Origin of the sequence: Streptosporangium sp. CA-115845, from assembly GCF_050943795.1 — a bacterium.
Lineage (GTDB): Bacteria > Actinomycetota > Actinomycetes > Streptosporangiales > Streptosporangiaceae > Streptosporangium.
Genome location: NZ_CP191988.1, coordinates 8,522,690 through 8,548,398 on the forward strand (window position 1 = coordinate 8,522,690; position 25,709 = coordinate 8,548,398).

The 25,709-nt window shown below is 70.1% G+C and carries 22 protein-coding genes and 1 pseudogene; 8 read left to right on the forward strand and 15 right to left on the reverse strand.

All coding sequences use genetic code 11. The annotated features are described in order from the left end of the window. Position 1: 1 nt before the first annotated feature. The 5 genes from ACQP0P_RS40540 to ACQP0P_RS40560 are packed head-to-tail and all read right to left on the reverse strand — an operon-like array spanning position 2 to position 5,369. A complete protein-coding gene (locus ACQP0P_RS40540; RefSeq protein ID WP_350914428.1) occupies positions 2–406 on the reverse strand; it encodes a MaoC/PaaZ C-terminal domain-containing protein in 405 nt (134 codons plus the stop codon). Further along, positions 406–1,530 carry a bifunctional MaoC family dehydratase N-terminal/OB-fold nucleic acid binding domain-containing protein gene (locus ACQP0P_RS40545; RefSeq protein ID WP_433366324.1) on the reverse strand — a complete coding sequence of 375 codons (1,125 nt, stop codon included), beginning with the start codon at positions 1,528–1,530 and terminating at the stop codon, positions 406–408. The genes ACQP0P_RS40540 and ACQP0P_RS40545 overlap by 1 nt, the downstream gene beginning before the upstream one ends. Continuing rightward, on the reverse strand, positions 1,527–2,681 hold the full coding sequence (locus tag ACQP0P_RS40550) for an acyl-CoA dehydrogenase family protein (RefSeq protein WP_433366327.1): 1,155 nt from the start codon (positions 2,679–2,681) through the stop codon (positions 1,527–1,529). The genes ACQP0P_RS40545 and ACQP0P_RS40550 overlap by 4 nt, the downstream gene beginning before the upstream one ends. After that, the gene (locus tag ACQP0P_RS40555) at positions 2,681–3,766 is read right to left on the reverse strand and encodes an acyl-CoA dehydrogenase family protein (RefSeq protein ID WP_433366330.1); all 1,086 of its coding nucleotides are present in this window, start codon (positions 3,764–3,766) and stop codon (positions 2,681–2,683) included. The genes ACQP0P_RS40550 and ACQP0P_RS40555 overlap by 1 nt, the downstream gene beginning before the upstream one ends. Beyond that, the gene (locus ACQP0P_RS40560; protein WP_433366333.1) at positions 3,750–5,369 is read right to left on the reverse strand and encodes an AMP-binding protein; all 1,620 of its coding nucleotides are present in this window, start codon (positions 5,367–5,369) and stop codon (positions 3,750–3,752) included. The genes ACQP0P_RS40555 and ACQP0P_RS40560 overlap by 17 nt, the downstream gene beginning before the upstream one ends. A 296-nt stretch (positions 5,370–5,665) precedes the next feature. On the opposite strand from ACQP0P_RS40560, the gene ACQP0P_RS40565 reads away from it, so the two are divergent. The 4 genes from ACQP0P_RS40565 to ACQP0P_RS40580 all read left to right on the forward strand — a co-directional run bounded on the left by ACQP0P_RS40565 (position 5,666) and on the right by ACQP0P_RS40580 (position 9,315). Continuing rightward, entirely contained in the window at positions 5,666–6,274 is a 609-nt protein-coding gene (locus ACQP0P_RS40565; RefSeq protein ID WP_030913896.1) for a TetR family transcriptional regulator, read from the forward strand. Positions 6,275–6,400: 126 nt separating this feature from the next. Then, positions 6,401–7,558, forward strand: a complete 1,158-nt coding sequence (locus ACQP0P_RS40570) for a steroid 3-ketoacyl-CoA thiolase (protein WP_433366336.1) — start codon at positions 6,401–6,403, stop codon at positions 7,556–7,558. Positions 7,559–7,583: 25 nt separating this feature from the next. Further along, positions 7,584–8,603: an MBL fold metallo-hydrolase gene (locus ACQP0P_RS40575; protein WP_433366339.1), complete on the forward strand. Its 1,020-nt coding sequence runs from the start codon at positions 7,584–7,586 to the stop codon at positions 8,601–8,603. Between the two features lie 37 nt (positions 8,604–8,640). Continuing rightward, on the forward strand, positions 8,641–9,315 hold the full coding sequence (locus ACQP0P_RS40580) for a FadR/GntR family transcriptional regulator (protein ID WP_433366341.1): 675 nt from the start codon (positions 8,641–8,643) through the stop codon (positions 9,313–9,315). 156 nt (positions 9,316–9,471) lie between these two features. Here the strand turns inward: ACQP0P_RS40580 and ACQP0P_RS40585 are convergent, their stop codons facing one another. The 4 genes from ACQP0P_RS40585 to ACQP0P_RS40600 all read right to left on the reverse strand — a co-directional run bounded on the left by ACQP0P_RS40585 (position 9,472) and on the right by ACQP0P_RS40600 (position 14,093). Continuing rightward, positions 9,472–10,281 carry an alpha/beta hydrolase gene (locus tag ACQP0P_RS40585; protein ID WP_433366344.1) on the reverse strand — a complete coding sequence of 270 codons (810 nt, stop codon included), beginning with the start codon at positions 10,279–10,281 and terminating at the stop codon, positions 9,472–9,474. Continuing rightward, positions 10,278–12,776, reverse strand: coding sequence for a PEP/pyruvate-binding domain-containing protein (locus tag ACQP0P_RS40590; protein WP_433366347.1), 2,499 nt, complete (start codon positions 12,774–12,776; stop codon positions 10,278–10,280). The genes ACQP0P_RS40585 and ACQP0P_RS40590 overlap by 4 nt, the downstream gene beginning before the upstream one ends. Continuing rightward, the gene (locus tag ACQP0P_RS40595; protein ID WP_433366348.1) at positions 12,773–13,480 is read right to left on the reverse strand and encodes a TetR/AcrR family transcriptional regulator; all 708 of its coding nucleotides are present in this window, start codon (positions 13,478–13,480) and stop codon (positions 12,773–12,775) included. Before ACQP0P_RS40595 ends, ACQP0P_RS40590 begins: the two co-directional genes overlap by 4 nt. A 151-nt stretch (positions 13,481–13,631) precedes the next feature. Further along, the gene (locus ACQP0P_RS40600; protein ID WP_433366351.1) at positions 13,632–14,093 is read right to left on the reverse strand and encodes a GbsR/MarR family transcriptional regulator; all 462 of its coding nucleotides are present in this window, start codon (positions 14,091–14,093) and stop codon (positions 13,632–13,634) included. Between the two features lie 101 nt (positions 14,094–14,194). On the opposite strand from ACQP0P_RS40600, the gene ACQP0P_RS40605 reads away from it, so the two are divergent. Further along, a complete protein-coding gene (locus tag ACQP0P_RS40605) occupies positions 14,195–15,121 on the forward strand; it encodes an ABC transporter ATP-binding protein (RefSeq protein WP_433382352.1) in 927 nt (308 codons plus the stop codon). Beyond that, positions 15,118–16,692, forward strand: a complete 1,575-nt coding sequence (locus ACQP0P_RS40610; protein WP_433366354.1) for an ABC transporter permease — start codon at positions 15,118–15,120, stop codon at positions 16,690–16,692. The genes ACQP0P_RS40605 and ACQP0P_RS40610 overlap by 4 nt, the downstream gene beginning before the upstream one ends. A gap of 68 nt (positions 16,693–16,760) precedes the next feature. Here the strand turns inward: ACQP0P_RS40610 and ACQP0P_RS40615 are convergent, their stop codons facing one another. Both ACQP0P_RS40615 and tnpA read right to left on the reverse strand, forming a co-directional pair. Continuing rightward, on the reverse strand, positions 16,761–17,945 hold the full coding sequence (locus ACQP0P_RS40615) for an RNA-guided endonuclease InsQ/TnpB family protein (RefSeq protein ID WP_433366356.1): 1,185 nt from the start codon (positions 17,943–17,945) through the stop codon (positions 16,761–16,763). Beyond that, complete coding sequence (tnpA, locus tag ACQP0P_RS40620) at positions 17,938–18,363, reverse strand: IS200/IS605 family transposase (protein ID WP_433362464.1); 426 nt, start codon at positions 18,361–18,363, stop codon at positions 17,938–17,940. Before tnpA ends, ACQP0P_RS40615 begins: the two co-directional genes overlap by 8 nt. 1,002 nt (positions 18,364–19,365) lie before the next feature. Here tnpA and ACQP0P_RS40625 point away from each other — a divergent pair. Beyond that, positions 19,366–19,851 carry a hypothetical protein gene (locus tag ACQP0P_RS40625; RefSeq protein ID WP_433366359.1) on the forward strand — a complete coding sequence of 162 codons (486 nt, stop codon included), beginning with the start codon at positions 19,366–19,368 and terminating at the stop codon, positions 19,849–19,851. Positions 19,852–20,082: 231 nt separating this feature from the next. Here the strand turns inward: ACQP0P_RS40625 and ACQP0P_RS40630 are convergent, their stop codons facing one another. Together ACQP0P_RS40630 and ACQP0P_RS40635 are read right to left on the reverse strand one after the other, a co-directional pair. Continuing rightward, on the reverse strand, positions 20,083–21,012 hold the full coding sequence (locus tag ACQP0P_RS40630) for an aldo/keto reductase (protein ID WP_433366362.1): 930 nt from the start codon (positions 21,010–21,012) through the stop codon (positions 20,083–20,085). A 155-nt stretch (positions 21,013–21,167) separates the two neighbouring features. After that, positions 21,168–22,181 carry an ABC transporter permease gene (locus ACQP0P_RS40635; RefSeq protein ID WP_433366365.1) on the reverse strand — a complete coding sequence of 338 codons (1,014 nt, stop codon included), beginning with the start codon at positions 22,179–22,181 and terminating at the stop codon, positions 21,168–21,170. A 119-nt stretch (positions 22,182–22,300) separates the two neighbouring features. Here ACQP0P_RS40635 and ACQP0P_RS40640 point away from each other — a divergent pair. Continuing rightward, positions 22,301–23,095 (forward strand): annotated as a pseudogene (locus tag ACQP0P_RS40640) (RNA-guided endonuclease InsQ/TnpB family protein); the annotation flags it as partial. Positions 23,096–23,128: 33 nt separating this feature from the next. Here ACQP0P_RS40640 and ACQP0P_RS40645 read toward each other — a convergent pair. Both ACQP0P_RS40645 and ACQP0P_RS40650 read right to left on the reverse strand, forming a co-directional pair. Continuing rightward, the gene (locus tag ACQP0P_RS40645) at positions 23,129–24,625 is read right to left on the reverse strand and encodes a sugar ABC transporter ATP-binding protein (protein ID WP_433366368.1); all 1,497 of its coding nucleotides are present in this window, start codon (positions 24,623–24,625) and stop codon (positions 23,129–23,131) included. Continuing rightward, positions 24,625–25,683: a sugar ABC transporter substrate-binding protein gene (locus ACQP0P_RS40650; protein WP_433366371.1), complete on the reverse strand. Its 1,059-nt coding sequence runs from the start codon at positions 25,681–25,683 to the stop codon at positions 24,625–24,627. Before ACQP0P_RS40650 ends, ACQP0P_RS40645 begins: the two co-directional genes overlap by 1 nt. Positions 25,684–25,709 lie beyond the last annotated feature (26 nt).

Sequence of the window (25,709 nt, forward strand, 5' to 3'; positions counted from 1 at the left end):
TCTACGGGAGGGCGAACCTGACGGTGCCCGAGGCGTGGTCGCCGAGGCTGACCCTGCCGCGGACCTCGACCGTGAACTCACCGTCCTCGCAGGCGAGGACGGCGCCGCTGAAGGCCAGCCTGTCGCCCGCGTACGCGGGGACGCCGAGCTTGACGTTGATGCCGCGGATGATCGCCTCGGGTCCGGCCCAGTCGGTGACGTAGCGCTCGACGAGGCCCATCGTGGTCAGGATGTTGAGAAAGATGTCCTTCGACCCCTGTGCCCTCGCGCCCTCGACGTCGTGGTGGACGGGGGTGAAGTCCATGGTCGCGAGTGCGGTCGAGACGACCACGGTGGGGGTCAGCTCGATCGCGAGCTCGGGGAGCACGGCTCCGACCCGCACCTCGTCGTCGGTAAGTGTCCGCATCACGCCTCCCGGGGGACCCACATGGGCAGGATCAGCTCGTCGTCCATCTGGCGATACGTCAGGCGCACCGGCATACCGATACCCACCCGTGCGGGAACGCAGTCCACCACGTTGCCCACGATCCGCACACCTTCCGGCAGTTCCACCACCGCGACCACGAAAGGCGTCTCAAGCCCCGGCACCGGGGGGTTGTGGTGGACGACGTAGCTGTAGACCTCGCCCACACCACTCGCCGTCAGGTACGTGCGCGCGGCCGAGCGGCACGAGGGGCAGACCGGTCCCGGCGGGTGGCGGAGCTCGCCGCAGTCGGCGCACTTCTGGATCCGGAGCTCCCCCTCGGCGGCGCCCTCCCAGAAGAACGCGGTGTCGGCGTTGACGGCGGGTCTCAGCGGGTACGGCCTGCGAGCGGGCGCGTCCTGGTCGTTCCCGCCCGCCGCGGGCGTGCCCTCGCCTGTCGAGGGCAGGTCCTTGCCGGCCGCCGATCCGTTCCCGTCCGTCGCGGCCCCGCCCTCGCCGGTCGCGGACGAACCGGTCACGGACGAACCCTTGGCGGCCGACGTCCCGTTCCCCGTGGGCTCCTTCGCCCGCTCCCTGGGCCGGAACTTCAGCACCCGGAACAGCATCTCGGCCACCGCCTCGCCGGCCACGTACCAGGTGACGTTCCAGGTGACGAAGTAGCCCTCGCCGAGCGCGGTCCGCTTCGGGCCGGCCAGGCCGGTGAACCGGGTGGCCGGGACCGGGGACTCGCCGAGCCTCAGGTACCGGTGGTAGGTCTGCTCGCAGTTGGTGGCGACCACGCCGGTGTAGCCGTTGCCGTCCAGCATCGCGAGCACGGCGTCGACCGGGGTGCCCGCCTGCCTGCGGTCCCGGTTCACGCCGGGCATGGTCCAGACCTGGATCATCGCCGGTGGCGCCACGATCTGCCCGTGCACCCCGGCCGCGGCCGCCCCGGGGTCGGTGTAGATCGGGTTGGCGTCGCCCAGGGCGTCGGTCCAGTGCCGGATCATCGGGGCGTTCACCGGATCCGCCGCCGCGACCCCGAGCACCTCGCCCGCGGCGATCTGCCGCTCGGCCAGGGCGGTGAGCCGCTCGTGCAGGTCGGTGGGCTCCGCCGTCGCGGTCATCGGGGCGGCCTCGGCAGGCTCAGGCCGAGCATGGCGATGAGCTCGCGCTGTACCTCGTTGACGCCGCCGCCGAAGGTGAGCACCAAGGCGCCCTTGGCGCCGCGGTCGACGCGCTCCATCAGGTCGGCGGTGCCGGGGTCGGACGGGTCGCCGAAGCGGGCCAGCGTCTCGCCGACGATCCGGCCGACGTCCTGCAGCCGCTCGGAGCCGTAGACCTTGGTGGCCGAGGCGTCGGGGGCGCCCAGCCAGCCGAGGTCCATGTTGGCCGCGACCTGCCAGTTCAGCAGCTCGTTGGTCCGGAAGTAGGCGTAGACCTGGCCGAGCGCCCTGCGCACCGCGGGTTCCTCGATCGCGCCGGTACGGCGGGCCCAGGCCAGGAACCGGTCGTAGGTGTGCGCGATGTTGCCCGCCGGGCCGAGCGTGACCCGCTCGTGGTTGAGCTGGTTGACGATCAGGTCCCAGCCCTTGTTCTCCTCCCCCACGACCATGTCCACCGGCACCCGGACGTCGGAGTAGTAGGTGGAGTTGGTGTGGTGGCGCCCGTCCATCGTCAGGATGGGCGTCCAGGAGAAGCCGGGGTCGGCGCAGTCGACGATCATCATGGTGATCCCCCGGTGCTTCTTCGCGTCCGGGTTGGTGCGGGCGGCGAGCCAGATGTACTGGGAGTAGTGTGCGCCCGAGGTGAAGATCTTCTGCCCGTTGACCACGTAGTGGTCGCCGTCGCGGACCGCGGTGGTGCGCAGCGACGCCAGGTCGGTGCCGGCCCCCGGCTCGCTGTAGCCGATCGCGAAGTGGCACTCTCCGGCCAGGATCCGCGGCAGGAAGAACTCCTTCTGCGCCGCCGTGCCGTACTGCATGAGGGTCGGCCCAACGGTCTGCACCGTGATGATCGGGTACGGCACCTCGGCGCGGGCGATCTCGTTGGCGAAGATCTGCTGCTCCAGCGGGCCGTACCCGCCGCCGCCGTACTCCTTGGGCCAGCCGAGACCGAGCTTGCCGTCGCGGCCGAGGGCACGGCAGTGCTCCATGTACGCCTCGCCGAACGGGTCGGTGGAGATCTTCTTGCGGCCCTCGGCGGTGAGGCAGGACTGGAAGTACTCGCGCAGCTCGGCGCGGAGCCGCTGCTGCTCGGGGGTCAGGTCGATGAGCATCAGAGATGCGCTCCGATCATGTCGAGCCGGGCTTCCACCCCGCCCAGCAGGTGGGCGTGGTGTTTGCCCCAGGCGAAGTAGCGGTGCAGCGGGTAGGTCACGTCCACGCCGATCCCGCCGTGCAGGTGCTGGCAGGTGTAGAGCGCCCGCAGCGCCTGGTCGGTGACGGTCAGCGCGCCGACGGCCAGGTCGGCCTCGGCCTCGGAGTCGGCTCCCTCGGCCAGCCGCCACGCCCCTGACCAGACGGCCACGTCCAGTGCCCGACCGGCGATGTAGACGTCGGCGATCTGCACGGTGACCGCCTGGAACTCGGCCAGCGCCCGGTCGAACTGCCTGCGCGTCCTGATGTACTCGGTGGTGAGCGCCAGTGCTCCGGCCAGCACTCCGGAGGTGACCGCGATGTTCCCGGCCAGCGCCAGCCTCCGCAGGCCGTCGGCCGCCCTGCCGTCCGCGGCGCCGACGAGCTCGCCGGGAGTGCCCGCCAGGCTCAGCGTGGCGGCCGGCTCACCGGTGGAGAGCGTCACCCGGTGCTGCGTCGTCTCGGCGGGGTCCACCAGGAACAGGCCGACGCCCGTCCCCGTGGTGGCCGGCAGGAGGATCCTCGCCGCCTGGGCCGCGTAGGGCGTCGTGCCCTTGGCGCCGTCCAGCACCCACCCCGAGCCGTCCCTGCGCGCGGTCGTGGCGGGCGAGGCACCGAGATCACGACCCGGCTCGGAGGGCGCGGCGGCCAGCGAGACCTCGCCGTCCGCCAGCGGGGCCAGCGCCTCGCGCTGCTCGCGGGAGCCGTACCTGGCGATCACCTGCGCGGCGACCAGGCTCTGCTCGGCGGGGACCGGGGCCACGTGGGCGCCGATCTCCCGCAGGATGACCGCCATCTCCACCGGCCCCAGCCCGGCCCCGCCGGCTTCCTCCGGCAGGCAGACGCCGAGCAGTCCCGCCTGGGCCAGGGAGCGCCACAGGGCGGCGTCGTAGGGGGCGCCGCTCTTCTCGTGGGCTTCGATCCTGGCCGAGGTCACCTCCCTGCCGAGCAGGTCGACCGCGAGTTCGCGCAGGTCGGTCTGGGTCTCGTCAAGATTGAAATCCACTGGCGCTCCAGGGTTGCCGTCGGCCGTGCTGGATGAACTCGTCGTCGATGCGGATGGCGTCCTCGGTGGTGAGTGGCCGCCAGGACGCCTGCCCGGGTGGGCGCCACCAGACGGGGTCGCCGGTGTGCCATGCCTCGGCTGCGAGGATCCGCTTGATGACCTTGTTGGACGCGGTCTGCGGCAGTTCCGCGCTGATCCGGATATATCGGGGTATGGACTTGGGGCCCATGTCCTTCCTGCCGGCCAGGAAGCTCGCGAACGCCTCGGGGTCGAAGCCGTCCCGCAGCACCAGGGCCGCCATCACCTGGTCGCCCGCCGCGGCGTCCGGTACGGGGTAGACGGCCGCCTCGACCACGCCGGGGAACTCGCGCACGACCGCCTCTATCGGCGCGACCGCCAGGTTCTCCCCGTCCACCCGGAGCCGCTCGGTGCCCCGTCCGGCGAAGAACACGTAACCGTCGGCGTCGGCGTAGGCCAGGTCCCCCGACCAGAACGCGCCCCGCCTGACGCGCTCGCGGTCGGCGTCCGGGTCGTTGTAGTAGCCGTCGAACAGGCCCAGTCCGCGGGTGTTGACCAGCTCCCCGACCGCCTCGCCCGCGTTGAGCAGCCGCCCGTCCTCGAAGACCGCGACCGGGCACCTCTCTCCCGTGGCGGGGGCGCGGATCTCGACCTCCTCGGGGAGCCTGCCCAGGCATCCCGGCGGTCCCGACGGGTCGGGGGTGATCGAGATCGCGGTCTCGGTGGACCCGAACGCGTCGATGACGTAGCAGCCGAAGCGCTCCCCGAACCGGCTGACCGCGGTGGCGCCGCCCTCGTTGCCGAACGCGATCTTGAGGGTGTTCTCCGCGTCCGAGGGCTCCGCCGGGGTGGCCAGCACGTAGGAGAGCGCCTTGCCCACGTAGTGCAGGTAGGTGACCCCGTAGCGTCTGACGTCGGGCATCAGGCCCGAGGCCGAGAACCTCCGCCGCAGCACCAGCGCCGCCCCCGACGCCACCGCCGGGGCGTACGCGGCCATGATCGCCCCGGAGTGGAAGAGCGGCATCGAGCAGTAGACGACGTCCTGCGGTGACAGCATCGCCGCCAGGTTCGCCCCCGGAACCGCGATCTTCCGCTGCGTGATCTTCACCGCCCTGGGCCGTCCCGAGGTCCCCGACGTGAAGATCAGCATCGTCAGCGCGTCCTCGCGTACCGGGCCCGCCAGAGGAACGGCAGGATCGGCGGGCGGCCGGGAGCGGGCCGATTCCGGATCGCGGAGCGCGGCGAGGTCGGCCGCGAGGGTGGCGTGGGCGGGCTCGTGCAGGATCAGGTCGACATGTGTCGTGTCCGCGTCGCGGGCGAGTTCGGCGGCGCTCCTGGTGGTGTTCAGCGCGACGACCACGTGACCGGAGAGCGCGGCCCCGCCCAGCAGGAACAGCACCTCGGGAACGTTGTCGAACAGCACGCCGACGTGCAGGTTCCGGCCACGCGCGTCCAGCAGGGCGGCGCGGGCCCGGCACTCGGCGACGTACTCGCGCCAGCTCCAGGTCCGCTCCTCGAAGAGCAGTCCTGGCCGGTCGTCGTCGGCACGCCGCTCCAGCAGCCCCGCCAGCGTCTCTTCGGACATTGCGCCTCCCGCCAGGATGCCCAGGCCAGCTGCTCCGAAAACTAGAACAGATTCTATTCTGTGTCCAGAGGCGGCCGATCACAACACCTCACCGGATAACCGCGACATCGCATATGCCGTGTAAGCGCGGGGCGTCTTTGTGACCGGCGAGTAACCCACCGGAGTATCCGGAAATCAGATAACGTGTTCTCATGCGCATCCCGCATGTGTCCACCGACGTGCCGGTCACCCCGCACGCGGCCGACAGGCCCGTCCCGAGAGACCTCGATCCGGTCACGACCGAGAAGACATCCGGCATGCAGAGCGAACCGGCGTCCACGGGCGTCCGCACCAGGAGCCAGCACCAGCGGCGCAAGCGCATCGTCCAGGCCGCCGCCGCCCTCGCCTCGCGAGGCGGCGTCGAGGCGATGCAGATGCGGACCGTCGCCGAGCGTGCCGGGGTCGCACTGGGAACGCTCTATCGCTACTTCCCCTCCAAGATGGATCTTGTCGTCGCCGTCGTGGGCGAGGAGATCGACCTCCTCGAAAGCAGCATCGAGCGCCGCCCGCCCAGCGCCACCGCGGCCTCGGGGCGGGCCGTCGACATCCTGATGCGCGCCACCCGTGGCCTGATGCGCGAGCCCGAACTCGCCGACGCGCTCATCCGCTCGCTGATCATGGCCGAGGTCGAGACGCCGTTCGGCGACCGGATGACCGGGCTGCTGCTCCGCGTCGCCGGAGACGACCTCACCGTCGATACCGCCACCGAGGAGCAGTTCGCCCTCGCGGGCTCGCTGTCCAGCATCTGGGTGCACGAGCTTCTGGAGATGCTCAGGGGGCGCCGCACCTACGAGCAGATCCAGCGTCGCATCGAGATCGCCGCAGAACGCCTGCTCGCCGATTTCCGGCCCTCTCCTTCCACCTGAAACTAGAACCCGTTACAGTCGCACTGGAAGGCGACTGGAACGACGTTCTGGAGCGACGCGCGAGCGGGCGAGCGGGAACGGTCGCCCGGTGGCCGCGAGCTCCGAGCCGGCGGGCGAGGAGATCGTATGGGTGCAGTGATCGTCGAAGCCGCGAGAACCCCGATCGGCAGGCGCAACGGGTGGCTCGCCGGGCTGAAACCGCAGGCGGTCCTCGCGGCGGCGCTGGGTGGTCTGATCGACAGGGCGGGCATCGACCCCGCCGCCGTGGAACAGGTCTTCGCCGGGTGCGTCACGCAGGCCGGTGAGCAGGGCGGTCATGTCGGGCGACATGCCTGGCTGTACGCCGGCCTGCCGTACCAGGCGGGCGTGACCACGATCGACGCGCAGTGCGGCTCCGCCCAGCAGGCCGTGCACCTGGTCGCGGCGCTCATCTCGGCCGGTGTCATCGACGTCGGGGTGGCCTGCGGCGTCGAGGTGATGAGCCGGGCACCGCTCGGTTCCAACGTGCTGCCCGCCCGGCCCCGGCCCGACGACTGGTCCATCGACCTGCCCGACCAGTTCACCGCCGCCGAGCGGATCGCGCGACGGCGCGGGCTGACCCGCGAGCGGCTCGACGGGTTCGGCGCCAGGTCCCAGCGGCTCGCCGCGGCGGCGTGGGCCGAGGGCCGCTTCGACCGGGAGATCATCCCGGTGACCGCGCCGATCCTCGGCGAGGACGGGCAGCCCACCGGGGAGACCCGCGTCGTCAGCAGGGACCAGGGGTTGCGCGAGACCACGCTCGAAGGGCTGGCCCGGCTCAAGCCCGTGATGGGCGAGGGCGGCATGCACACCGCGGGCACCTCCTCGCAGATCTCCGACGGCGCGGCGGCGGTGCTGCTGATGAGCGAGGAGGCCGCCGCCCGGCACGGCCTGCGCCCCAGGGCCCGCATCCTCGCCCAGGCGCTCGTCGGCGCCGAGCCGTACTACCACCTGGACGGCCCGGTGGACGCCACTGCGAAGGCCCTGTCCGCTACCGGAATGAGTGCGGCTGATATAGATAGATTCGAAGTTAACGAGGCTTTCGCATCGGTTGTCCTGTCTTGGGCATCGGTGCACAAGCCGGACATGGAACGGGTCAATGTCAACGGCGGAGCCATCGCACTCGGCCACCCTGTCGGCGCGACCGGTTCCCGGTTGATCACCACCGCCCTGCACGAGCTTGAGCGGTCCGATTCCTCGACCGCGCTGGTGTCGATGTGCGCGGGTGGGGCACTCGCGACCGCGACCATCCTGGAACGCCTTTGAGTGGCGCCGGTAAGGAGCACCCCCGTTGAAATCCCGCCGCAGGCCGTACAGCGAGCAGCGTCCGTTCGACACCGGTGGCGGTGTGTGGAGCGTGCCCGTCCCGATCCCGGGAAACCCGCTCGGCTACACCCTGGTCTACGCGATCGAGTCCCCCGCCGGGCCGGTGCTGATCGACGCGGGCTGGAACGCCCCCGAGGCGTGGCTGGCCCTGCGTGACGGGCTGAGCGTGGCCGGCATGGACGTGCGCGACGTGCGCGGGGTGGTCGTCACCCACTTCCACCCCGACCACGCCGGGCTGGCCGGACAGGTACGGGAGGAGTCCGGCGCCTGGATCGCCATGCACGAGGCCGACGCCGCGCTGGTCGGCCTCATGCGAGAGCTTGAGGGCGACGCGCACCGCGACTTCCAGGCCGACATGCTGCGCCGCGCGGGAGCGGGCACCGTCGAGGTGGAGGAGGTGACCGTGAACCGGCCGAAGCCGCCGGCGCTGCCCGACCGTGTCCTCTCCGACGGCGACCTGATCGACCTGCCGGGCCGCAGACTCCGTACGGTCTGGACCCCCGGCCACACGCCGGGCCATGTCTGCCTGCACCTGGAGGACGCCGACCGGCTCTTCACCGGCGACCACGTGCTGCCGGCGATCACTCCGCACATCGGCATCTACCCGTACGACCGGGCGGACGCCGACCCGCTCAGCGACTTCCTGGAGTCGCTGGAGAAGGTGAAGGGCCTGGGCGACCTCGAAGCCATGCCCGCCCATGAATGGATATTTCCGGACACGGCGGCTCGGGCGGCGGAGATCGGCATCCATCACGAGGAGAAGCTCCGACGGCTGGCGGACCTGCTCGCCGAGGCGGCGGAGCCGCTGACCATCTGGGAGATCGCCGGACGGATGACCTGGAACCGGCCCTGGGAGGACTTCCCTCCCATGCTGCGCGGGATGGCGGCCGGGGAGGCGGCGGCGCACCTGCGCACCCTGGAGGCTCGCGGGATCATCCGCCGGGTGACGGGGGTGGATCCGGTCCGGTTCGCCATACACTCATAGACATCGGATGTCTGGCGAAACCTGAGGACGGTGCGGAGTGGCGGTCACCGACGCCGCTATCGACAGGATCAAGCAGATGATCCTGTCCGGCGAGCTCGCCCCGGGCAGCAGGCTGCCCAAGGAGGCCGACCTGGCCGACCGGCTCGGCCTCTCGCGCAACTCCCTGCGCGAGGCGGTCAGGGCGCTGGCCCTGATCAACGTGCTGGACGTGCGCCAGGGCGACGGCACCTACGTGACCAGCCTGGAGCCGAGGCTCCTGCTCGACGCCATGTCGTTCGTGGTCGACTTCCATCAGGACGACACGGTGCTGCAGTTCTTCCAGGTTCGCCGGATCCTGGAACCTGCGGCGACCGCCATGGCGGCGAGGTACATGTCCGAGTCGGAGGTGGCCGAACTCCGTAAGATCCTCGACGCACTGCCTCCCGATCCGAGCGTCGAGCAGCTCGTCGCCAACGATCTGGAGTTCCACCAGCGCATCGCGGCGGGCTCGGGCAACGCCGTGCTCTGCTCCCTCATCGAGAGCCTCTCCGGACCCACCACCAGGGCCAGGATCTGGAGGGGCCTCACCCAGGAGAACGCCCTGGAGAAGACCCGCGAGCAGCACACCGCGATCTGCGACGCCATCGCCGCCCACCAGCCGGAGGTCGCCCGCGCCTGGGCGACCGTCCACATCGCCGGCGTCGAGGACTGGCTCCGCAACGCCCTGGCCTGACGCCCTCGCCCACCGGCCGATCCCCACCCTGCCGCTCGCGCACGGCAACCCGCCACCTGTCCCATGCCCGCCCGGCGGCACCGTTCCCCGGTCGTGAAACGCGCCTGGCGAACCGTCGGCCCGTCATCTCCGAAAGCGTCGGCAGACAGCTCGCTGTCAGCTCAGGAAGCCGAGGGAGCGGAGCCAGTGGAGGTACCGGTCCATCCAGGTGCCGCAGGGCAGCTCCGGCGGCGCGGCCGCGAACCCGTGGCCGCCCTGGGCGTACACGTGCATCTCGACCGGGTGTCCCGCCGTCTGCCACGCGCTGTACAGGCCGAGGCAGCGGGGCACCACCCCGATGCCCTCGTCGTCGCTGGCGAACGCGATGAACAGCGGAGGCGCGTCCGTGGGCACGGTGTACTCGTCGAAGGCAGTGCCGTAGATGGGCGCGGCGAAGGCGGGGCGGGTGGCCGCGTCGTACCCTGTCGCCGCACAGGTCGTGAGCAGCCCGCCCGCGGAGAAGCCCATCATGCCGACGCGCTCGGGGTCGAGCCCCCAGGTGGAGGCCCGCTCGCGGATGATCCGGAGCGCCTGGAAGGGGTCGTCCCTGGTCACGCGCGACTGCGCCTTGACGGCGTCCATGATGGCGGACGCCGACGCCAGGCGCATGAACTCCTCGTCGGTCCGAGGCGTCGGCGCCAGCCGGTACCTGAGCACGAACACGGTCAGTCCGTGCTCGGTGAGCCGGCGCGCGATGCCGTTGATCTCGGGGTCGTCCCAGTGCGGGAGGGTGTGGAAACTGCCGCCGGGGCAGAGGATCACGCCGGTACGGGTGGCCGCGGACGGTTCGGGGGTGTAGACGGTCAGCGATGGGGCCGTCACGTTGCGGATCAACCGGATGTTCCGGGCGACCGGGAGGTCCGAGAGAAAGGTCTCGTGGCCGTGGATCGCCTCCTGCGAGGCGCCCTCCCGCAGCGGGATGATCATCGGGTCTCCGGAGTGACGGTTCCGGCCTCGCCGTCGACGGTGACCTGTCGGCCGCTCCGCAGCCGTTCGGTCGCCGCGCCGGTGCCGAGGACGGCGGGGATGCCGTACTCGCGCGCCACGATCGAGCTGTGGCTGAGCGGGCCGCCGACGTCGGTGACGACCGCGGACGCCAGCGCGAACAGGGGCGTCCACGCGGGCGTGGTGATCCGCGCGACCAGCACGTCCCCCTGACGCATCTGGCCGAACTCGTCGGGGCCGTGGATGACCCGCGCCGGGGCGCTGACCCGTCCGGGGCTGCCGGGCACGCCCTTGATGACATCGCCGGAACCGTCGTCGCGATGCCCGGGCAGCAGCCGGGAGAAATCGATGCCCAGGATCTTCATGCCGCCGTCCTCCGAGAGAGCGTGCGGTGGCGCGGCGGCCCGCCGCGCCCGCCACGTGGCCCTCCGCTCGGCCACGATCTCGCGCGAATCCGACGGGGTACGGCCGGCGTCCAGCGCCTCGACCGCGGTCTCCAGCTCGTCCATCCGCAGCCAGAACACGTCGTCCTGGTCGGCGACCGCCTCCGCGGCGACGAGCCGCCGGCCGATCTCGTGCAGCGCCTGGCGTGCGACCGGCCAGCCCAGGCCCACGTCGGCCAGGGCGTCCTCGCGCAGCGGCGCCACCTGCTGCGCCCAGCGCAGCACTCGCTTGGCGAACGCCGCCCGCGGGCCACGGCGGGCGTTCAGCCGGCTCGTGACCCGCTCGCGTTCCTCCCGCGCGGCCCGCTGCCGCTCATGGGGGTCAGGTGCCTCGCCGGTGAGGTAGAAGCCCAACGTCTGCAGCAACGGCGCCGGATCCTCCGCGGGCAGCGGCTTGGCGAAGTCGAGGTCGTACACCGTGTCGCCGAATTCGGCCAGGTGTGCGGCGAACTCCGCCGACTCCGCCGTGCGCCCTTGGCGGGCCAGGTCGTAGAGGGATTTGTCGGCCCGTACCGGCTTGCTGTCGAACCCCAGCAGGAACGTCAGCGCCGGCGGGTCCCCCTGGCGCCTGACGAGCTTGTACGCCGCGGTGAACATCGACTCGCTGATGTAGGCCGCCGGGAGGACGCCGCTCTGGATGGCCACGTAGTAGCGGGCCGCCTCCTCGACGATCTCGCGGGCACCTGCCAGCAGCTCACTCGCCGGTGCGGTCCCCATGTCGACCGCGCCCCACCTGGCCGCGACGCCCGCGTAGGCCGCATGGGCCTGGCGCCACCGCTCGGCCGCGGTGCGTAGCCCCCGAGGCAGCGTGGTGGTCAGGAACAGCGGCTGTGCCACCATCATCCGGGCCATCATGCCGGCCGTGTAGGTGATGTTGTAGTAGGCGTAACCACCGATGACGGCGAACGGCTCCTCGAAGTACGGCAGGCCGGTGGTCTTGTACTGCTCCTGCGTGGCCCGCTTCCAGGCACCGAGGCCCAGCGTGGCGAACAGCGGAGAGAGCGGCTCCGGCAGCAGTTCCGTGACGCTGCCCCGCACATACCTGCCCTTGGGGTCGGGCAGCTCCCACCCGGGTGCGGCGCCGGGCAGGGCGGTGATGGGACGCGCCTGGAGGATGTACGGGTGGCCGTCGTGCATGGCCCACTCGATGTCCATCGGCCGGTCGTACAGCTCCTCGATCGCGACCGCGAGGCGAGTGAGCTCGGCCGCCTGGGGCGGGTCGAGCACCGGCCGTTCGCGCAGCTCGGTGGGCACCGGCTCCTCGTGGGTCCCGGCCGGCACGCGAACCGTCATGACCTGTTTGTCACTGATCTCCTGGCGGACGATCGAGCCGTCGGCCTTGGCGATGACGAGCGTGTCCGGGGTGACCTGCCCGCTGACGACCGCCTCGCCAAGCCCCCACGCGGCGTTGACCATCAGGCGGTCGCGCGCGCCGGTCAGCGGGTCGGCGGTGAACAGCACACCGGCCGCGTCGGCGGGGACAAGTTCCTGGACGACGACCGCCAGCGCGATGTCGTCGGCGCCGACCCCCTGACGTGCGCGGTAGCCGATGGCGCGGGCCGTCCACCAGGACGCCCAGCAGCGCTTCACCGCGTCCAGGACCGGGGAACGGCGGCGAATGTTGAGGTAGGTCTCCAGCTGCCCGGCGAAGGACATGTCCGGCAGATCCTCGGCGGTCGCGGAGGACCGTACGGCCACCGCCGGGTCGTCACCCAGCCCGGCGTACGCGGCGCCGACGGCGTGCGCCACCTCTTCCGGCATGGGCTGCTCGGCGAACAGCGCGGCGATCTTCTCGGCCGCGGCGTCGCAGGTCTCGGGCCGGTCAGGGGAGGCCGTCGAGGCGATCTCGACGATGCGTTCCCGCAGGCCGTGCGCGGCGACGAAGCGGCGGTACGCGGCCGTCGTCACGTGGAAGCCCGGCGGCACCGGCAGGCCATGGGCGGCCAGACGGGCCAGTGAGGCGCCCTTGCCTCCGGCGTGCTCCAAGGTGGCGCGGGCGTCGTCCAGGGCCAGCACAAAGGGCTCGTCCGTCATGATCCCTCTCGTTCCTGTCCGCGCAGCGCGACGGCCATCGCGCTGCGAACTTCGTCCAAGCCGCCGAGCAGCACCGCCTTGCCCCTCGCGAGGTCGGCGCCGTCCGGCAGCGTCAGGGCGCGGTCGAGCAGGTCCGCCAGCGTTTCCAGCAGTTCGTCCGAGGTCGGCTGATCGGGGTGCGGCCCCGTCTTCTCCGCGATGAAGGCGCTGCGCAGGGCCGGGGTGAGCGCGTCGAGGATGTACGCGACAGCCCTGGTGTCGACGTCCCGGCGCATGGTGCCCGCCTCCTGCATCATCTGGAGGAACTCGCGCATGCCGAGCGTGTCCGGCCGCTTCGCGAACAGGGTCGATGGCTTGCGCAGGTATTTGCCGAAGACGTCCGGGTCCCTCGCGGTGATCGCGGAGGCCAGCGGCAGCGTCTTCAGCACGTGGACCATCGCCCGGTAGACGCTGGCCACGTCACCGCCGCGCGGATCGGCCTCCACCTGCTCGCGCCAGGTCTCGACGTAGCGGTCCAGCTCACGGATCAAGACCGTCTCGACCAGCTCGTCCTTGGACTTGAAGTGCAGGTAGACCAGCCCGCGATGGAGGTCCACGGCCTCGGCGACGTCGCCCATCGTCAGTTTGTTGTAGCCGAGGCGGAGCAGCAGGTCGGCGGCCGCGTCGAGGATCGCCCGCTCACGTTCTTGTTCGTTGATTCCCATTTTGTCACTTTGACATTTCTCGATAACTTGTCAAAAGCGACGTTATGCCCGCCCCCTCAGGCTGTCAACCGGCCGGCCCCTTGGGGTCCGGCCGGTCTTGGACACGGCGGTCATGGCGCCGGCCGTCCCCGGGTTCAATCGGGCGCCAGGCTCACCTGGGGGTGGCGCGCCACTTGTCGTACAGCAGGGGGATCTCCTGGTGCATGAACAGGTAGAAGTCGCGCAGCTCGGTCATGGTCCGCCCGGCGTGGGTCTGGGGCCCGCCGAGCGCCTCGATGCCCTCGTCGACCATGCCGGCGAGGGTCTTGTAGAGGCCGACCTTGGTCAGCGCGACCTCCCACCAGCTGTCGTGAAGCAGGCGGTAGACATCGCGCCGGGACCCGGGCACCGGATCCCGGGCGACCATCCCCAGCTGGATGAGGTAGCGGACGGCACCGGAGATGGCCGCCGGGCTGACGCCGAGGCGCTCGGCCAGGTCGGCGGCGCTCAGCGTGTCCTCCTCGGCGACCGACAACGCCACCAGGACGCGGCCCGCCATGGGGGGGAACCCCCAGTCGGCCAGCACCCGGCTGAGCCGTTCGACGAACTGGCGCACCGCTTCCTCATCCCTCATGCCGCTCCCCTCGTGTCAAGAATCCGTATTTTACGGCCTTCATAGCTTTCACGAACTCGTGAAGGCTGTGTACATTCTAAAATGTGAGCAACATTATCTCCATGTCCGGTGTGACCAAGCGGTTCGGCCGGACGACCGCGCTGGACAGCCTCGACCTCGAGGTCCGGGTCGGCGAGGTGCACGGCTTCCTGGGCCCGAACGGCGCCGGCAAGTCCACCGCCATTCGCGTTCTGCTGGGGCTGCTGCGCGCCGACGCCGGCACCTGCCGCCTGCTGGGCGGCGACCCGTGGAAGGACGCCACCCGACTACACCGCCGCCTGGCCTACGTTCCCGGCGACGTCACCCTGTGGCCGGGGCTGTCCGGCGGTGAGGTCATCGACCTGCTGGGACGGCTGCGCGGCGGCCTGGACCCCCGGCGCAGGGCCGAGCTGATCGAGCGCTTCGAGCTGGATCCGCGCAAGAAGGGCCGCGCCTACTCCAAGGGCAACCGGCAGAAGGTCGCCTTGGTGGCGGCGCTGGCCTCCGACGTCGAGCTGTTCTTGCTGGATGAGCCGACCTCCGGGCTGGACCCGCTCATGGAGGCGGTCTTCACCCAGTGCGTCGCCGAGTTGCGTGCGCAGGGCCGCACGGTGCTGCTGTCCAGCCACATCCTGGCCGAGGTCGAGAAGCTGTGCGATCGGGTGAGCATCATCCGCGACGGTCGCACGGTCGAGACCGGCACCCTCGCCGAGCTGCGCCACCTGACCCGGACCACCATCACCGCCGAGCTGGCCGACTCGCCCAACGGCCTGCACGGCGTGCACGACCTGCGTGTCGAGGGCAACCGCGTGACCTTCCAGGTCGCGTCCGGCGAGCTCGACGAGGCGCTGCGGCAGCTGACACGTTCGGGGGTACGCACGCTGACCAGCCAGCCCCCGACGCTGGAGGAGCTGTTCATGCGCCACTACCAAAGCAGGACCGGCACCCGGGCGGGCTCTGGCGAGGCATCGGGCAAGGCCGGCGCCGCATCAGCGAAGGACGCCCGATGACGGGCACCCGGGCGCTGATCCGGCTGATCCTGCGCCGCGACCGGGCGATCCTGCCGATCTGGGTGCTCCTGCTGGCGATCATGCCCATCACCCAGACCTCCGCCATCGGCGGCCTGTACACCACCGACGCCGAGCTGCAGGCCTTCGCCGCCTCCATGCGCAGCACCCCGGCCTTCTCCGCCCTGTACGGTCCCCTGCTGGACTGGCACGTGGCGGCGCTGGGCGTGTGGCGCGCCGGGTTCGTTCCGGTGATACTCGGCCTGGCCGGCCTGCTCACGGTGATCCGGCACACCCGGGTCGAGGAGGAGACCGGCCGCCGCGAGCTGCTGGGCTCCACCGTGGTCGGCCGCCACGCCCCGCTGTCGGCCGCCCTCCTCGTCGTCGCAGCGGCCAACGTGATCGCCGGGCTGATCATCACCGGCTCCTTCGCCGGCGTCTACCCGGTGGCCGGCGCGCTGGCCACCGGGCTCGGCTACACCCTGGTCGGCATCGCCTTGGCTGCGATCGGGGCGGTGGCCGCCCAGCTCACCGACAGCGCCTCCAGCGCCCGCGCGATCGGCGTCTCCGCTCTCGGGCTGGCCTTCCTGCTGCGCCTGGCCGGTGACGTCACCGACGCCTCGTGGCTGTCGTGGCTGTCGCCCATCGCCTGGGGGCAAAAGCTGCGCCCCTTCGCCGGCGAGCAGTGGTGGCCGGCGGCCCTGCTCATCGCCTTCATCGCGGTGACCTGCTACGCCGCCTACGCGCTGGCCGCCCGGCGTGACGTCGCGGCCGGTCTGCTACCGCCCAGGCTGGGGCCCGCGCAGGCGGCGGCCGGCCTGGCCGGTCCGCTCGCGCTGGCCTGGCGCCTGCACCGCGGGCTGCTGCTGGCCTGGTGCGCGGGCTTCGCCGTCTTCGGCGCGGTGATCGGCAGTGCCGCCGACGCCGCCTCCTCCGCGTTGCGGCACAACACCCAGATCATGGAGATGCTCAACCGGATCGGCGGTGGCGTCAGCCCGGCCGACATGTTCATCGCCGCCCTGATCGGCATCTTCGGCATCGCCGTGTCCGGCTACGCCATCCAGGCCGCGCTACGGCCGCGCGCCGAGGAGAGCCTCGCCCGCGCCGAGCCGCTGCTGGCCACCGCGGTCAGCCGCGTCGGCTGGGCGGCCGGCCACCTGCTGTTCGCCGTGCTCGGCCCGGCGGCGGTCCTCATCGTGACCGGCCTGGCCGTCGGCCTGTCGTACGGCGCGGCCACCGGCGACGTGCCCGCCCACCTGCCCGCCACGCTGGGCGCCGCCGTTGCCCAACTGCCCGCGGTCTGGATCTTCGCAGGGCTGGCCGTCGCGCTGTTCGGCCTGCTGCCTCGCCTGGTGGCGACGGCGTGGGCGGTGCTGGCGCTGTTCCTGCTCTTCGGCCAGGTGGGCGCGATCTTGGAGTTGCCGCAGCCGTTGCTGGACCTGTCGCCCTTCAGCCACCTGCCCAGGCTGCCGGGCGGCGAGGTGTCGGCGACCCCGCTGGTGGCCATGACCGCGATCGCCGCGGCGCTGGCGATCGCGGGACTTTACGGCTTCCGCCGCCGCGACATCGGTTAGGCCGCCCGCCGCAGCACGTGGTAGCGGCCATCGTGACTCCTCCGCTCCCTGAAGGGAGCGGCTTCTCGCTAAGCCGCTTGCGCGACGTCGCGAAGGGCAAGCCCTGCCCGCAGGATGTTGATCGCCGCGTTGACGTCGGCGTGCGCCGCATGAGCGCACCGCTGACAGACGAACGTGGCCTGGGCGAGGCGGTTCTCCTTCGCGACATGCCCGCAGCGGGCGCACGTGCGGGAGGTGTGGGCGGGGTTCACCGCGATCAGCTCTCGACCGGCGCTTTCAGCCTTGTGCGACAGGATCGTCAAGAACACCCCCCAACCCGCGTCGAGAATCGAACGGTTGAGGCCGGACTTCTGGGCAACATTGCGGCCGGGCACCTCGACGGTGCCGGACGCCGAGCGGGTCATGTTCGCGATCCGCAGGTCCTCGCAGGCGATGACGTCGTAGTCGCGGACCAGCGCGAGTGCGGCCTTGTGTGCGCCGTCGAGGCGTTGACGGCGGACCTTGCCGTGCAGGGCGGCGACCCGCGCCACCGCTTTACGGCGCCGCGTGGAGCCGCGTTTCCTGCGGGCGAGGTTCCGCTGGGCGACGGCGAGGCGCTCGGCGGAGGCGGCCAGGTGGCGCGGGTTGTCCAGGTGCTCGCCGTCGCTGGTGGTGACCAGCCAGGCCACGCCCAGGTCGATCCCGACGACCGCGCCGGTGGCGGGCAAGGGTTCGGCAGGTACGTCGTCGCACGACAGCACGACGTACCAGCGGGAGCCTTCCCGCTTGACGCTGATCGTCTTGACGGTGCCGCGCACCGGCCGGTGCCGGTGGGCGCGGATATGCCCGACACCCTGGAGACGCACGTAGGTGGCGGTAGGGTGTTCGGGCTGGGAGTCCCACCGGCAGCCGTCGCCGTCTTTGGGCCAGGTCACCGTGTCGAAGCACCCCTTGCCCTTGAAGCGGGGAAACCCCGGGGTGCGCCCGGCCTTGACGCGGGCGAAGAACGCGGCGAACGCCTTGTCCAGGCGGCGCAGGGTGGCCTGCTGGGAGGAGAACGACCACCGGCCCTGACCGCCGGTGTCATCGGCGCGGATGTGTTTCAGGTCGGCGGACTGCTCGCCGTAGCGGATGCTCACGCCCGCTTTGGCGTAGGCGGTGCGGCGGTGCTCCAGCGCGGCGTTGCAGAGGGCGCGGTGGTCGTCCAGGCAGGCGGTCAGCGCGGCGGCCTGCCTGCTGGTGGGGCGGAGCAGGAACTTGAACGACCTACGCACGAGCACCACCACTTTTGGAGGTGCGCTCGTACTGAGTGTTGATGTAGCGCCGCACCGTCTCGGCCGACACCGCGCCGACCGTGGCCACGAAGTACGACCGCGACCACAGCGTGGGCAGCTGGGAGCGCAGGTGCGGGAACTCGGCGCGCAGGTGGTGGGAGGTGAAGCCCTTGAACTGGTTGGCCACGTACGACGGCGAGTTCTTCGGGTTGGGCTTGACGAACAGATGCACGTGGTCGGGCATCACCTCAAGCGCCACGATCTCCCACCCGTGCTCGTCGGCCTTGGTGCGGATCAGCTCCTCCAGGCGGTCCTTCACCCGCCCGCCAAGGACCGGGCGGCGGTACTTCGGGCACCACACCACGTGGTACCCGAGGTCATACGCCGCACCGGGAGAAGTGCGTATCCGACGAGTCACATGATGTTTATAACAGCGCCGCTCATCTAATGCACGACGAACGGAGATCTCTGATGCGCAGACCAGACAGGTCAGGGCACGCTCGGGCCTTGGCGGCCCTCCCGCTCCCGATTCCCCCGTCGCCTAAAGGCGACGGTCCCCTCGGGAGGATCTGATGGAATCCCAGTTCCGAGGCAGGCACTTTGACCTGCCTGGCCACGTGCTCGACCACCTCTCGTAGCGTGGAGAACCTTAACCTGCCGCCCTGTTCTCGCACCTTCTGCGACCGGTTCCAGCCCCGAAGGCTCACCGGTACCGCGTCCCGCTCATGAGACGGGCCCGGACGGGTCGCTCGGCCCGTCGGCGAACCGGAACCAGAAGGTGTCCGCCGAAGCGGAACGCGTCAGACCATAACGCCCTGCCCCAGAGCCCCATTAAAACCAGATAAAAAGGATTCTGTAGATTTTTGGCTGGTTTTCATGTCACCCTTTAAATGGTTTTTTAAGATTCCGTAGCGATCTCATGACACTTCGAAACTCGGGCTATAACCTTGGCCGACATGCGAGAGCCCGATAGCTCCTATGTGCGCACGAAAGCGTGCAGAGCAACCAAAATGCCTTGGCTGTGCATATCAGACGACGTGGTACTTACTCATCATACGTTTGACATGGACCACTTCTTCGATGAGCCAAGATATGAGATGGAGCGAGAGGTCTCTCTCTTGACCGGCCGACTCTCCGTGGAAGCCGCAAGCCGATATAGACGAAAAATAATAAACGCCAGAGACCTTGAGTTGGCCGCAGTAAGGTGCACCACAGCAGGTAGGCCCCGAAGCGGAGGGTTCGCTGTGGTCCATACACCAGGGCGCATACGCGCAGAGTGTGGCGCCGTCGGCCAGCATGTCTCAGTAATCTGGCCAACGGAAGATCCTCTCAACGTGCAGAAAATCCCCTGGCCCCCCACAGTGACGAAGAGCTTCGTCGAGTGCTTCAATGGGTGCAGAGAAGACGGGAGGTAAAGCGGATGAATCTGGACTTAATGATCAAACGTGGACAATTCCCTTGGCAGCCCAGGCCAGAGGCGACAGAGCTCGACGTTTGGCACGAGTACGAGATCCCGCTGACAGGAACCTTCCACCTGAGTGGACGTCTGGTGTTGTTCACCCAGGTCCTGGAGAGCTCTCACGGCCTCTCCGCATGGGCTTACGTGTGCCTTGAGACCGAGGAGAGCGACGAGGTATCCGCGATCACCTTTGCGTCGATAGATGAGATGCGGGAGTTCGTGGAGGCCAGGTTCCGCGGCAGGGAAGCAGTGCTCACGCTGGCCAAGGATGATCGAATCATCGACCAGTGGACCCGCGGCAAGGTAAACAAAGATCTCGCATCCACCGTTGAGGACTTCCTCAACGGCATCATACGAAGTGTCAATGAAGTCTCAGACCCCGAGCAGCGTATCCGCGCCAAGTTCGCAGGTCTGGAGGCCGCAGGGTCCGAACTCGCGTCGGCGTAGTCTTCTCAGAGTCGAAGCCTCTCACCACGCCATCGTCTGGGCGGTCCGGTGGGCACAGTGGAGGTGGAGTCGAGGCCCTGCCGCCGAAACCCTTTCTTCTCCCGGTGATGGGCAGGGGCGAGCCGCCTGATCGGTAAGTTCAGTGAGGGCGGTTCATCGCCGTTTTGGTTTGTTCGCCGGGCCATGGCTTGTCCATGGTCCAATCCCAATTCCGAGCGTTTCCCCGGGGGCTCAGGGAATCAGGCCCTCGGCGGTGAGGTCGGTCCACAGGGCTTCGGGGACAGGCTGGGCGGTCAGTTCCGCGTTGCGGGTTACCTCGGTGGCGGAGCGGGCGCCGATGACGACCGAGGCGACCGCCGGGTGGCGGAGCGGGAAGGCCAGGGCCGCCTGGGGCAGGGTGACGTCGTGCCGGTCGCAGACGGCGGCGATCCGGCGGGCGCGCTCCAGGAGCGGACCGGGGGCCGGTGCGTAGTCGTAGGTGCCGGACGGGTCGTGGGTGGCCAGCAGGCCGCTGTTGAACACCCCGGCGGCGAACACCGAGACACCGCGCCCGGCACAGAGCGGCAGCAGCTCGTCGGCGCCCGACTGGTCGAGGAGGGTGTAGCGCCCGGCGAGCATGACCAGGTCGACATCGGTCTCGCGGACGAACCGGGCGAGCATCTCCGCCTGGTTCATGCCGGCCCCGATCGCCTTGACGACCCCCTGGTCGCGCAGCTCCGCCAGGGCCGGGTACGCCTCACCGGCCGCCTGCTCCCAATGGTCGTCCGGATCGTGGATCAGGGCGATGTCGACCGCGTCCAGGCCGAGCCGCTGCAGGCTCTCCTCCAGCGAGCGCCGGACCCCGTCCCGGGAGAAGTCCCACACCCGGCGCAGGTCGGCGGGGACGTCGAAGCCCTGCTCGTCCCGGCCGAAGGACCCTTCGGCCGGCACGAGCAGGCGGCCGACCTTGGTGGACAGGACGTAGGAGTCACGGGGCCGGTCCGCCAGGGCGGCGCCGAGCCGCCGCTCCGACAGGCCGAGCCCGTAGTGCGGCGCGGTGTCGAACAGGCGGATGCCTGCCTCGTAGGCCGCGTCCACCGCCGCCCGCGCCACGTCCTCGCCGACCTCGGAGAACAGGTTCCCGATCGGGGCAGCGCCGAAGCCGTACCTGCTGACCTGCACCTCTTGCTCCGTTCTGTACGACTGCACGTTTCTCGTACTGATTGGCTCTCGTGCAGTCTGAGGTATCCATCCGGGTTCGCACATCCGCACAGGCTCCACATCCGTACGGGCTGAACGTCCGCGCGTCCCGCCCGGAGGAGCGGGACCGCGGCGCGTCAGTCCTGGGCCTTGCCGCCCGCCAGGCGGCTGATCATCAGGGCGACCAGGATGATCGAACCGTAGACGAGCTGTTTCCACTCGCCGGGGACGCCCTTCAGGGTCAGGATGTTCTCGACGAGGCCGATCACCAGGACACCGGTGAGCGCGCCGAGGATCGTCCCCTTGCCGCCGTCCATGCTGACGCCGCCGATGACGGCGGCGGCGAAGGCCATGAAGATCCAGCCGACGCCCTGGTTGGCGCTGATGCCGCCCAGGCGACCGGTCTCCAGCACGCCGGCCAGCGCGGCGACGATCCCGCCGATGACGAAGACGACCCAGACCACCCGCTCGACCCTGACGCCCGCCGCGCGGGCGGCGTCGGCGTTGCCGCCGATGGCGTAGAGCGAGCGGCCGACCCGGAAGTAGCCGAGCGTGACGATGGCCGCGGTGAAGAGCGCGCCGACGATCCAGATGGCCGCCGGCAGGCCGAGCCAGGTGGCGCTGCCCAGGTAGAGGAACGACTCGGGCAGCTCGAACAGGCTCTTGCCCTGGGTGAGACCCAGCTGGAGACCGTGCACGACGATCATCATGGCCAGCGTGACGATGAAGGCCGACAGCTGGAAGCGCAGGATCAGAAAGCCGTTGAAGGCGCCGACCAGGCCGCCGATCAGCAGGCAGAGCGGGATCGCCAGGATGCCGGGCAGCTCAAGGCCGAAGCCGCCGGCCGCCACCGGGATGACCAGCATCACGCCGACGGCGGGCGCCATGCCGACCGTGGACTCCAGCGAGAGGTCGAACTTGCCGGAGATCAGGATCAGCGCCTCGGCGAGCACCACCAGCGCCAGGGCGGACTGCTGCTGGAGCACGTTGGTCAGGTTGCCCGGGGTGAGGAAGATCGGGTCCACCAGGGAACCGGCGATCAGCAGAACGACGATCACCGGGACCAGGGTGAGGTCGCGGAAACGCCCGAGCCGGATGCGGCGGCCCCGTGGGACGACCGGCGCGGGAGTGGGGGTCTTCGTCGTGGTCATCAAATACCTCCAGCATGGAGACCCCGTCCTTCAGGGCGGGAAAGAAACGCAGCCTGGGGCCTCAGGTTTGAAAGTCGAACGCCTGCGCGATATCTAACTGAGCGTGCAGGATGTGAGGCATGGCGCAGACGGTGAAGCGGGCCTTCAAGTTCCGCTTCCATCCGACCCCCGGGCAGGCTGCGGAGCTTGCCCGGACGTTCGGCTGCGTCCGCCTGGTCTACAACCAGGCGTTGCAGGAGCGCAGCCGCGCCTACACCCTCGAAGGACGCCGCCTCTCCTATGTGGAGTCGTCGGCGATGCTGACGGAGTGGAAGCGCACCGACGAGCTGGCGTTCCTGAACGAGGTGTCCTCGGTCCCGCTGCAACAGGCCCTGCGCCACCTGCAGGCGGCGTTCGTCAACTTCTTCGCCAAGCGGGCCAGGTACCCGACGTTCAAATCCCGCAAGAAGTCCCGGTCCTCGGCCGAGTACACCCGCTCGGCGTTCACCTACCGCGACGGCGTGCTGAGGCTGGCGAAGCTGGACGGCCCGCTGGACATCGTGTGGTCGCGCCCCCTGGTGAAAAACCATCGGCTGGCCCGCGCGATCTCCGACGCCTCCTGGCGTCAGATGCGGATCATGCTGGAGTACAAGGCCGCCTGGTACGGGCGGCGACTGCTGGTCGTGGACCGCTGGTTTCCCTCCTCCAAGCTGTGCTCGGCGTGCGGCACGATCGCCCGGTCCATGCCGCTGAACGTCCGGGAGTGGGTGTGCGCCTGCGGCGTGACCCATGATCGTGATGTCAACGCCGCGAAGAACATCCTCGCCGCCGGGCTGGCGGAGAGGTGAAACGCCTGTGGAGCCGGTGTAAGACCTCATAGGGGGATTCCTCCTGGCGGGCGACTGGCGGTGAAGCAGGAACCCTCACGGGCGACCGTGGGACTCCCCTCCCCCAGGGAGGGGAGGACGTCAACAGTGGTCGATACCTTCCATCGCCGCCACCAGCTCGTTGTCCGTCCAGCCGCGCGGCACGTCCTTGACGATCCTGCCGTGGAACATGACGAGGACGCGGTCGCAGATCCTCAGGTCGTCGAGTTCGTCGGAGACCAGTACGGCCCCCGCCCCCTTCTCGGCCGCGTCCTCCACCGCACCCAGGAGGGAGTGCTTGGCCTTGACATCCACCCCGGCGGTCGGGTTGATGACCACGAGCGCGCGCGGGTCGTCGGCGAGCGCCCTGGCCAGCACCACCTTCTGGGCGTTGCCGCCGGACAGGTCGGCCACCGGCTGGTCGGGCCCCGTCGTCTTGATGTCCAGCTGTTCGATCATCCGGGCGCCACGCTCGCGGCGGCGGGCCGGGAACACCGCGCCGAAGCGGCCGAGCTTGTGGGCGATCGGGATGGTCGCGTTCTCGGCGATCGACAGCAGCGGGACGAAGCCCTGGTGGTGCCTGTCCTGGGGAACGAACCCGAGCCCGGCGCGGAGCGCCGACGGCACGTCGCCCTGCCTGACCTCCGTGCCGTTGACCGTCACCGTCCCGGTGTCCGCCCGGTGCAGGCCGACCAGGGTCTCGGCGAGGCCGACCTTGCCGCTGCTGCCCGAGCCGGCCAGGCCGACGATCTCGCCCGCGCGGACGGCCAGGTCCACGTTCTGGTAGCGGCCGGCGAGACTGAGCGCCCGCGCCGAGAGCACCACGGGGGCCGAGGTGCCGGGCGTGCGGGTGCGGTACTCGTAGGCGGCGGTGGCCTCGCCGGTCATCGCGTCGACGAGCCGGTCGTGAGGCAGGTCGCCGACCGCGGCGGTGACGATGTGCCGGGCGTCGCGGAAGACCGAGACGCTCTGGCAGATCTCGTACACCTCCTCAAGATGGTGGGAGATGAACATCATCGTGACGCCCTGCTCCCGCAGGGCGCGCATCCGGTCGAAGAGCCGCTGGATGGCGGGGCCGTCGAGCTGGGCGGTGGGCTCGTCCAGGATGATGAACCGGGCGCCGAACGACAGCGCCCTGGCGATCTCCAGCAGCTGGCGCTGCTCGACGCCGAGATCCCCGGCCATGGTCTCGGCGTCGACGTCCACGCCGTACTGCTCCAGGAGCTGCCGGGCCCGCCTTCGCAGGATCCGCCAGTTGATCCTGCCCCGCTCGGTCTGGCGGTTCAGGAAGAGGTTCTCCGCGACGGAGAGCGTGGGGATGATCGTCGACTTCTGGTAGACGCACGCGACACGCTGCCACCAGGCGTCCCGGTCGGCCGGTGGCGGCGCGGGCCGCCCGGCGAAGCGGACCTCACCCTCGTCCGGACGCTGCAGGCCGGTCAGGATCGACACCAGCGTGGACTTGCCCGCGCCGTTCCTGCCGACGAGCGCGTGCGTCTCCCCCTCGGTGATGGCGATCCCGGCGCCGTCGAGGGCTGTGGTGGGGCCGAAGCGCTTGGTGATCCCAAGCGCCTCGACCGCCTTGACGGAAGATGTCATCACTTGACCTGGTTACCCCAGAGAGCCTTGTCGTCCACGTTCTCCTTGGTGACCAGCGGGGCGGGGAGCTGGTCCTCAAGTCCGTTCGGCAGCTGGATGATCGTGCTGTCGTGGTCGGTGGGGCCGAGCTGGAAGGTCTTGCCCTCGGCCGCGGCCTTGGCGTAGAACATCGCGTACCTGGCGTAGAGGTCGGCCGGCTGGGAGACCGTGGCGTCGATCTCGCCCTTGCGGATGGCCTCGAACTCCTGCGGGATGCCGTCGTTGGAGATCACGAAGACGTGCTTGGGGTCCTCCGGCGGCACGATCAGGTTCTTGGCCTTGAGCACCTGGATGGTGGGGGCCAGGTGGACGCCTCCGGCGTGCATGTACACCCCCTTGATGTCCGGGTGCTGCTCAAGGCGGGTCTGCAGCATCGAGGCGGCCTTGGTGCCCTCCCACTCGGTCGGCTCGTCGAAGACCGTGATCTGAGGGAACTTCTCCTTCATGCAGGCGCCGAACGCCTCGGCCCGGTCGCGGCCGTTGATCGACGAGAGCGCGCCCATGAGCTGGACGACCTTGCCCTTGCCGCCGAGCTTCTCGCCGAGGAACTCGCAGGCCTTCGTGCCGTACGCCTTGTTGTCGGCCCGTACCACCATGTAGACCTTGCCCTTGTCCGGGCGGGTGTCCACGGTGACGACGGGGATGTTCTTGCCCTCCAGGGTCTGCAGCGTGGAGGCGATCGCGCCGGTGTCCTGCGGGGCCATGACGATCACCTTGGCGCCCTGTCCCGACAGGGCCTGGGTGTTGGCCACCAGCTTGGCCACGTCGTTCTGCGAGTTGGTCGGCGGCATCAGGTCGACGCCCACCTCGGTCGCCATCTGCGGGACGTACTTGTTGAACGAGTTCCAGAAGTCGGAGTCCGCGCGGGGGAAGTCGATCCCGACCTTGCCGCCCTTGGCACCGGCCGCACCGGCGGGCTGGGCCGCGCCGGTACCGGTGGCCTCCGGCGATCCGCACGCGGAGAGGGTGACGGCGAGCGTGAGCAGTGCCGCGCCTGTCGCCGCGGGTCCGATTTTCATACTTTTGCCTCGATTCAAAGCCGTGT

Bases quoted from the DNA above. Each gene is read 5' to 3' on its own strand.
- ACQP0P_RS40600 (WP_433366351.1), bottom strand. From the start codon at position 14,093: ATGAGGGATGAGGAAGCGGTGCGCCAGTTCGTCGAACGGCTCAGCCGG.
- ACQP0P_RS40610 (WP_433366354.1), top strand. From the start codon at position 15,118: ATGACGGGCACCCGGGCGCTGATCCGGCTGATCCTGCGCCGCGACCGG.
- ACQP0P_RS40550 (WP_433366327.1), bottom strand. From the start codon at position 2,681: ATGCTCATCGACCTGACCCCCGAGCAGCAGCGGCTCCGCGCCGAGCTG.
- ACQP0P_RS40540 (WP_350914428.1), bottom strand. From the start codon at position 406: ATGCGGACACTTACCGACGACGAGGTGCGGGTCGGAGCCGTGCTCCCC.
- ACQP0P_RS40545 (WP_433366324.1), bottom strand. From the start codon at position 1,530: ATGACCGCGACGGCGGAGCCCACCGACCTGCACGAGCGGCTCACCGCC.
- ACQP0P_RS40585 (WP_433366344.1), bottom strand. From the start codon at position 10,281: ATGATCATCCCGCTGCGGGAGGGCGCCTCGCAGGAGGCGATCCACGGC.
- ACQP0P_RS40625 (WP_433366359.1), top strand. From the start codon at position 19,366: ATGAATCTGGACTTAATGATCAAACGTGGACAATTCCCTTGGCAGCCC.
- ACQP0P_RS40635 (WP_433366365.1), bottom strand. From the start codon at position 22,181: ATGACCACGACGAAGACCCCCACTCCCGCGCCGGTCGTCCCACGGGGC.
- ACQP0P_RS40650 (WP_433366371.1), bottom strand. From the start codon at position 25,683: ATGAAAATCGGACCCGCGGCGACAGGCGCGGCACTGCTCACGCTCGCC.
- ACQP0P_RS40590 (WP_433366347.1), bottom strand. From the start codon at position 12,776: ATGACGGACGAGCCCTTTGTGCTGGCCCTGGACGACGCCCGCGCCACC.
- ACQP0P_RS40565 (WP_030913896.1), top strand. From the start codon at position 5,666: ATGCAGAGCGAACCGGCGTCCACGGGCGTCCGCACCAGGAGCCAGCAC.
- ACQP0P_RS40560 (WP_433366333.1), bottom strand. From the start codon at position 5,369: ATGTCCGAAGAGACGCTGGCGGGGCTGCTGGAGCGGCGTGCCGACGAC.
- ACQP0P_RS40645 (WP_433366368.1), bottom strand. From the start codon at position 24,625: ATGACATCTTCCGTCAAGGCGGTCGAGGCGCTTGGGATCACCAAGCGC.
- ACQP0P_RS40595 (WP_433366348.1), bottom strand. From the start codon at position 13,480: ATGGGAATCAACGAACAAGAACGTGAGCGGGCGATCCTCGACGCGGCC.
- ACQP0P_RS40605 (WP_433382352.1), top strand. From the start codon at position 14,195: ATGTCCGGTGTGACCAAGCGGTTCGGCCGGACGACCGCGCTGGACAGC.
- ACQP0P_RS40570 (WP_433366336.1), top strand. From the start codon at position 6,401: ATGGGTGCAGTGATCGTCGAAGCCGCGAGAACCCCGATCGGCAGGCGC.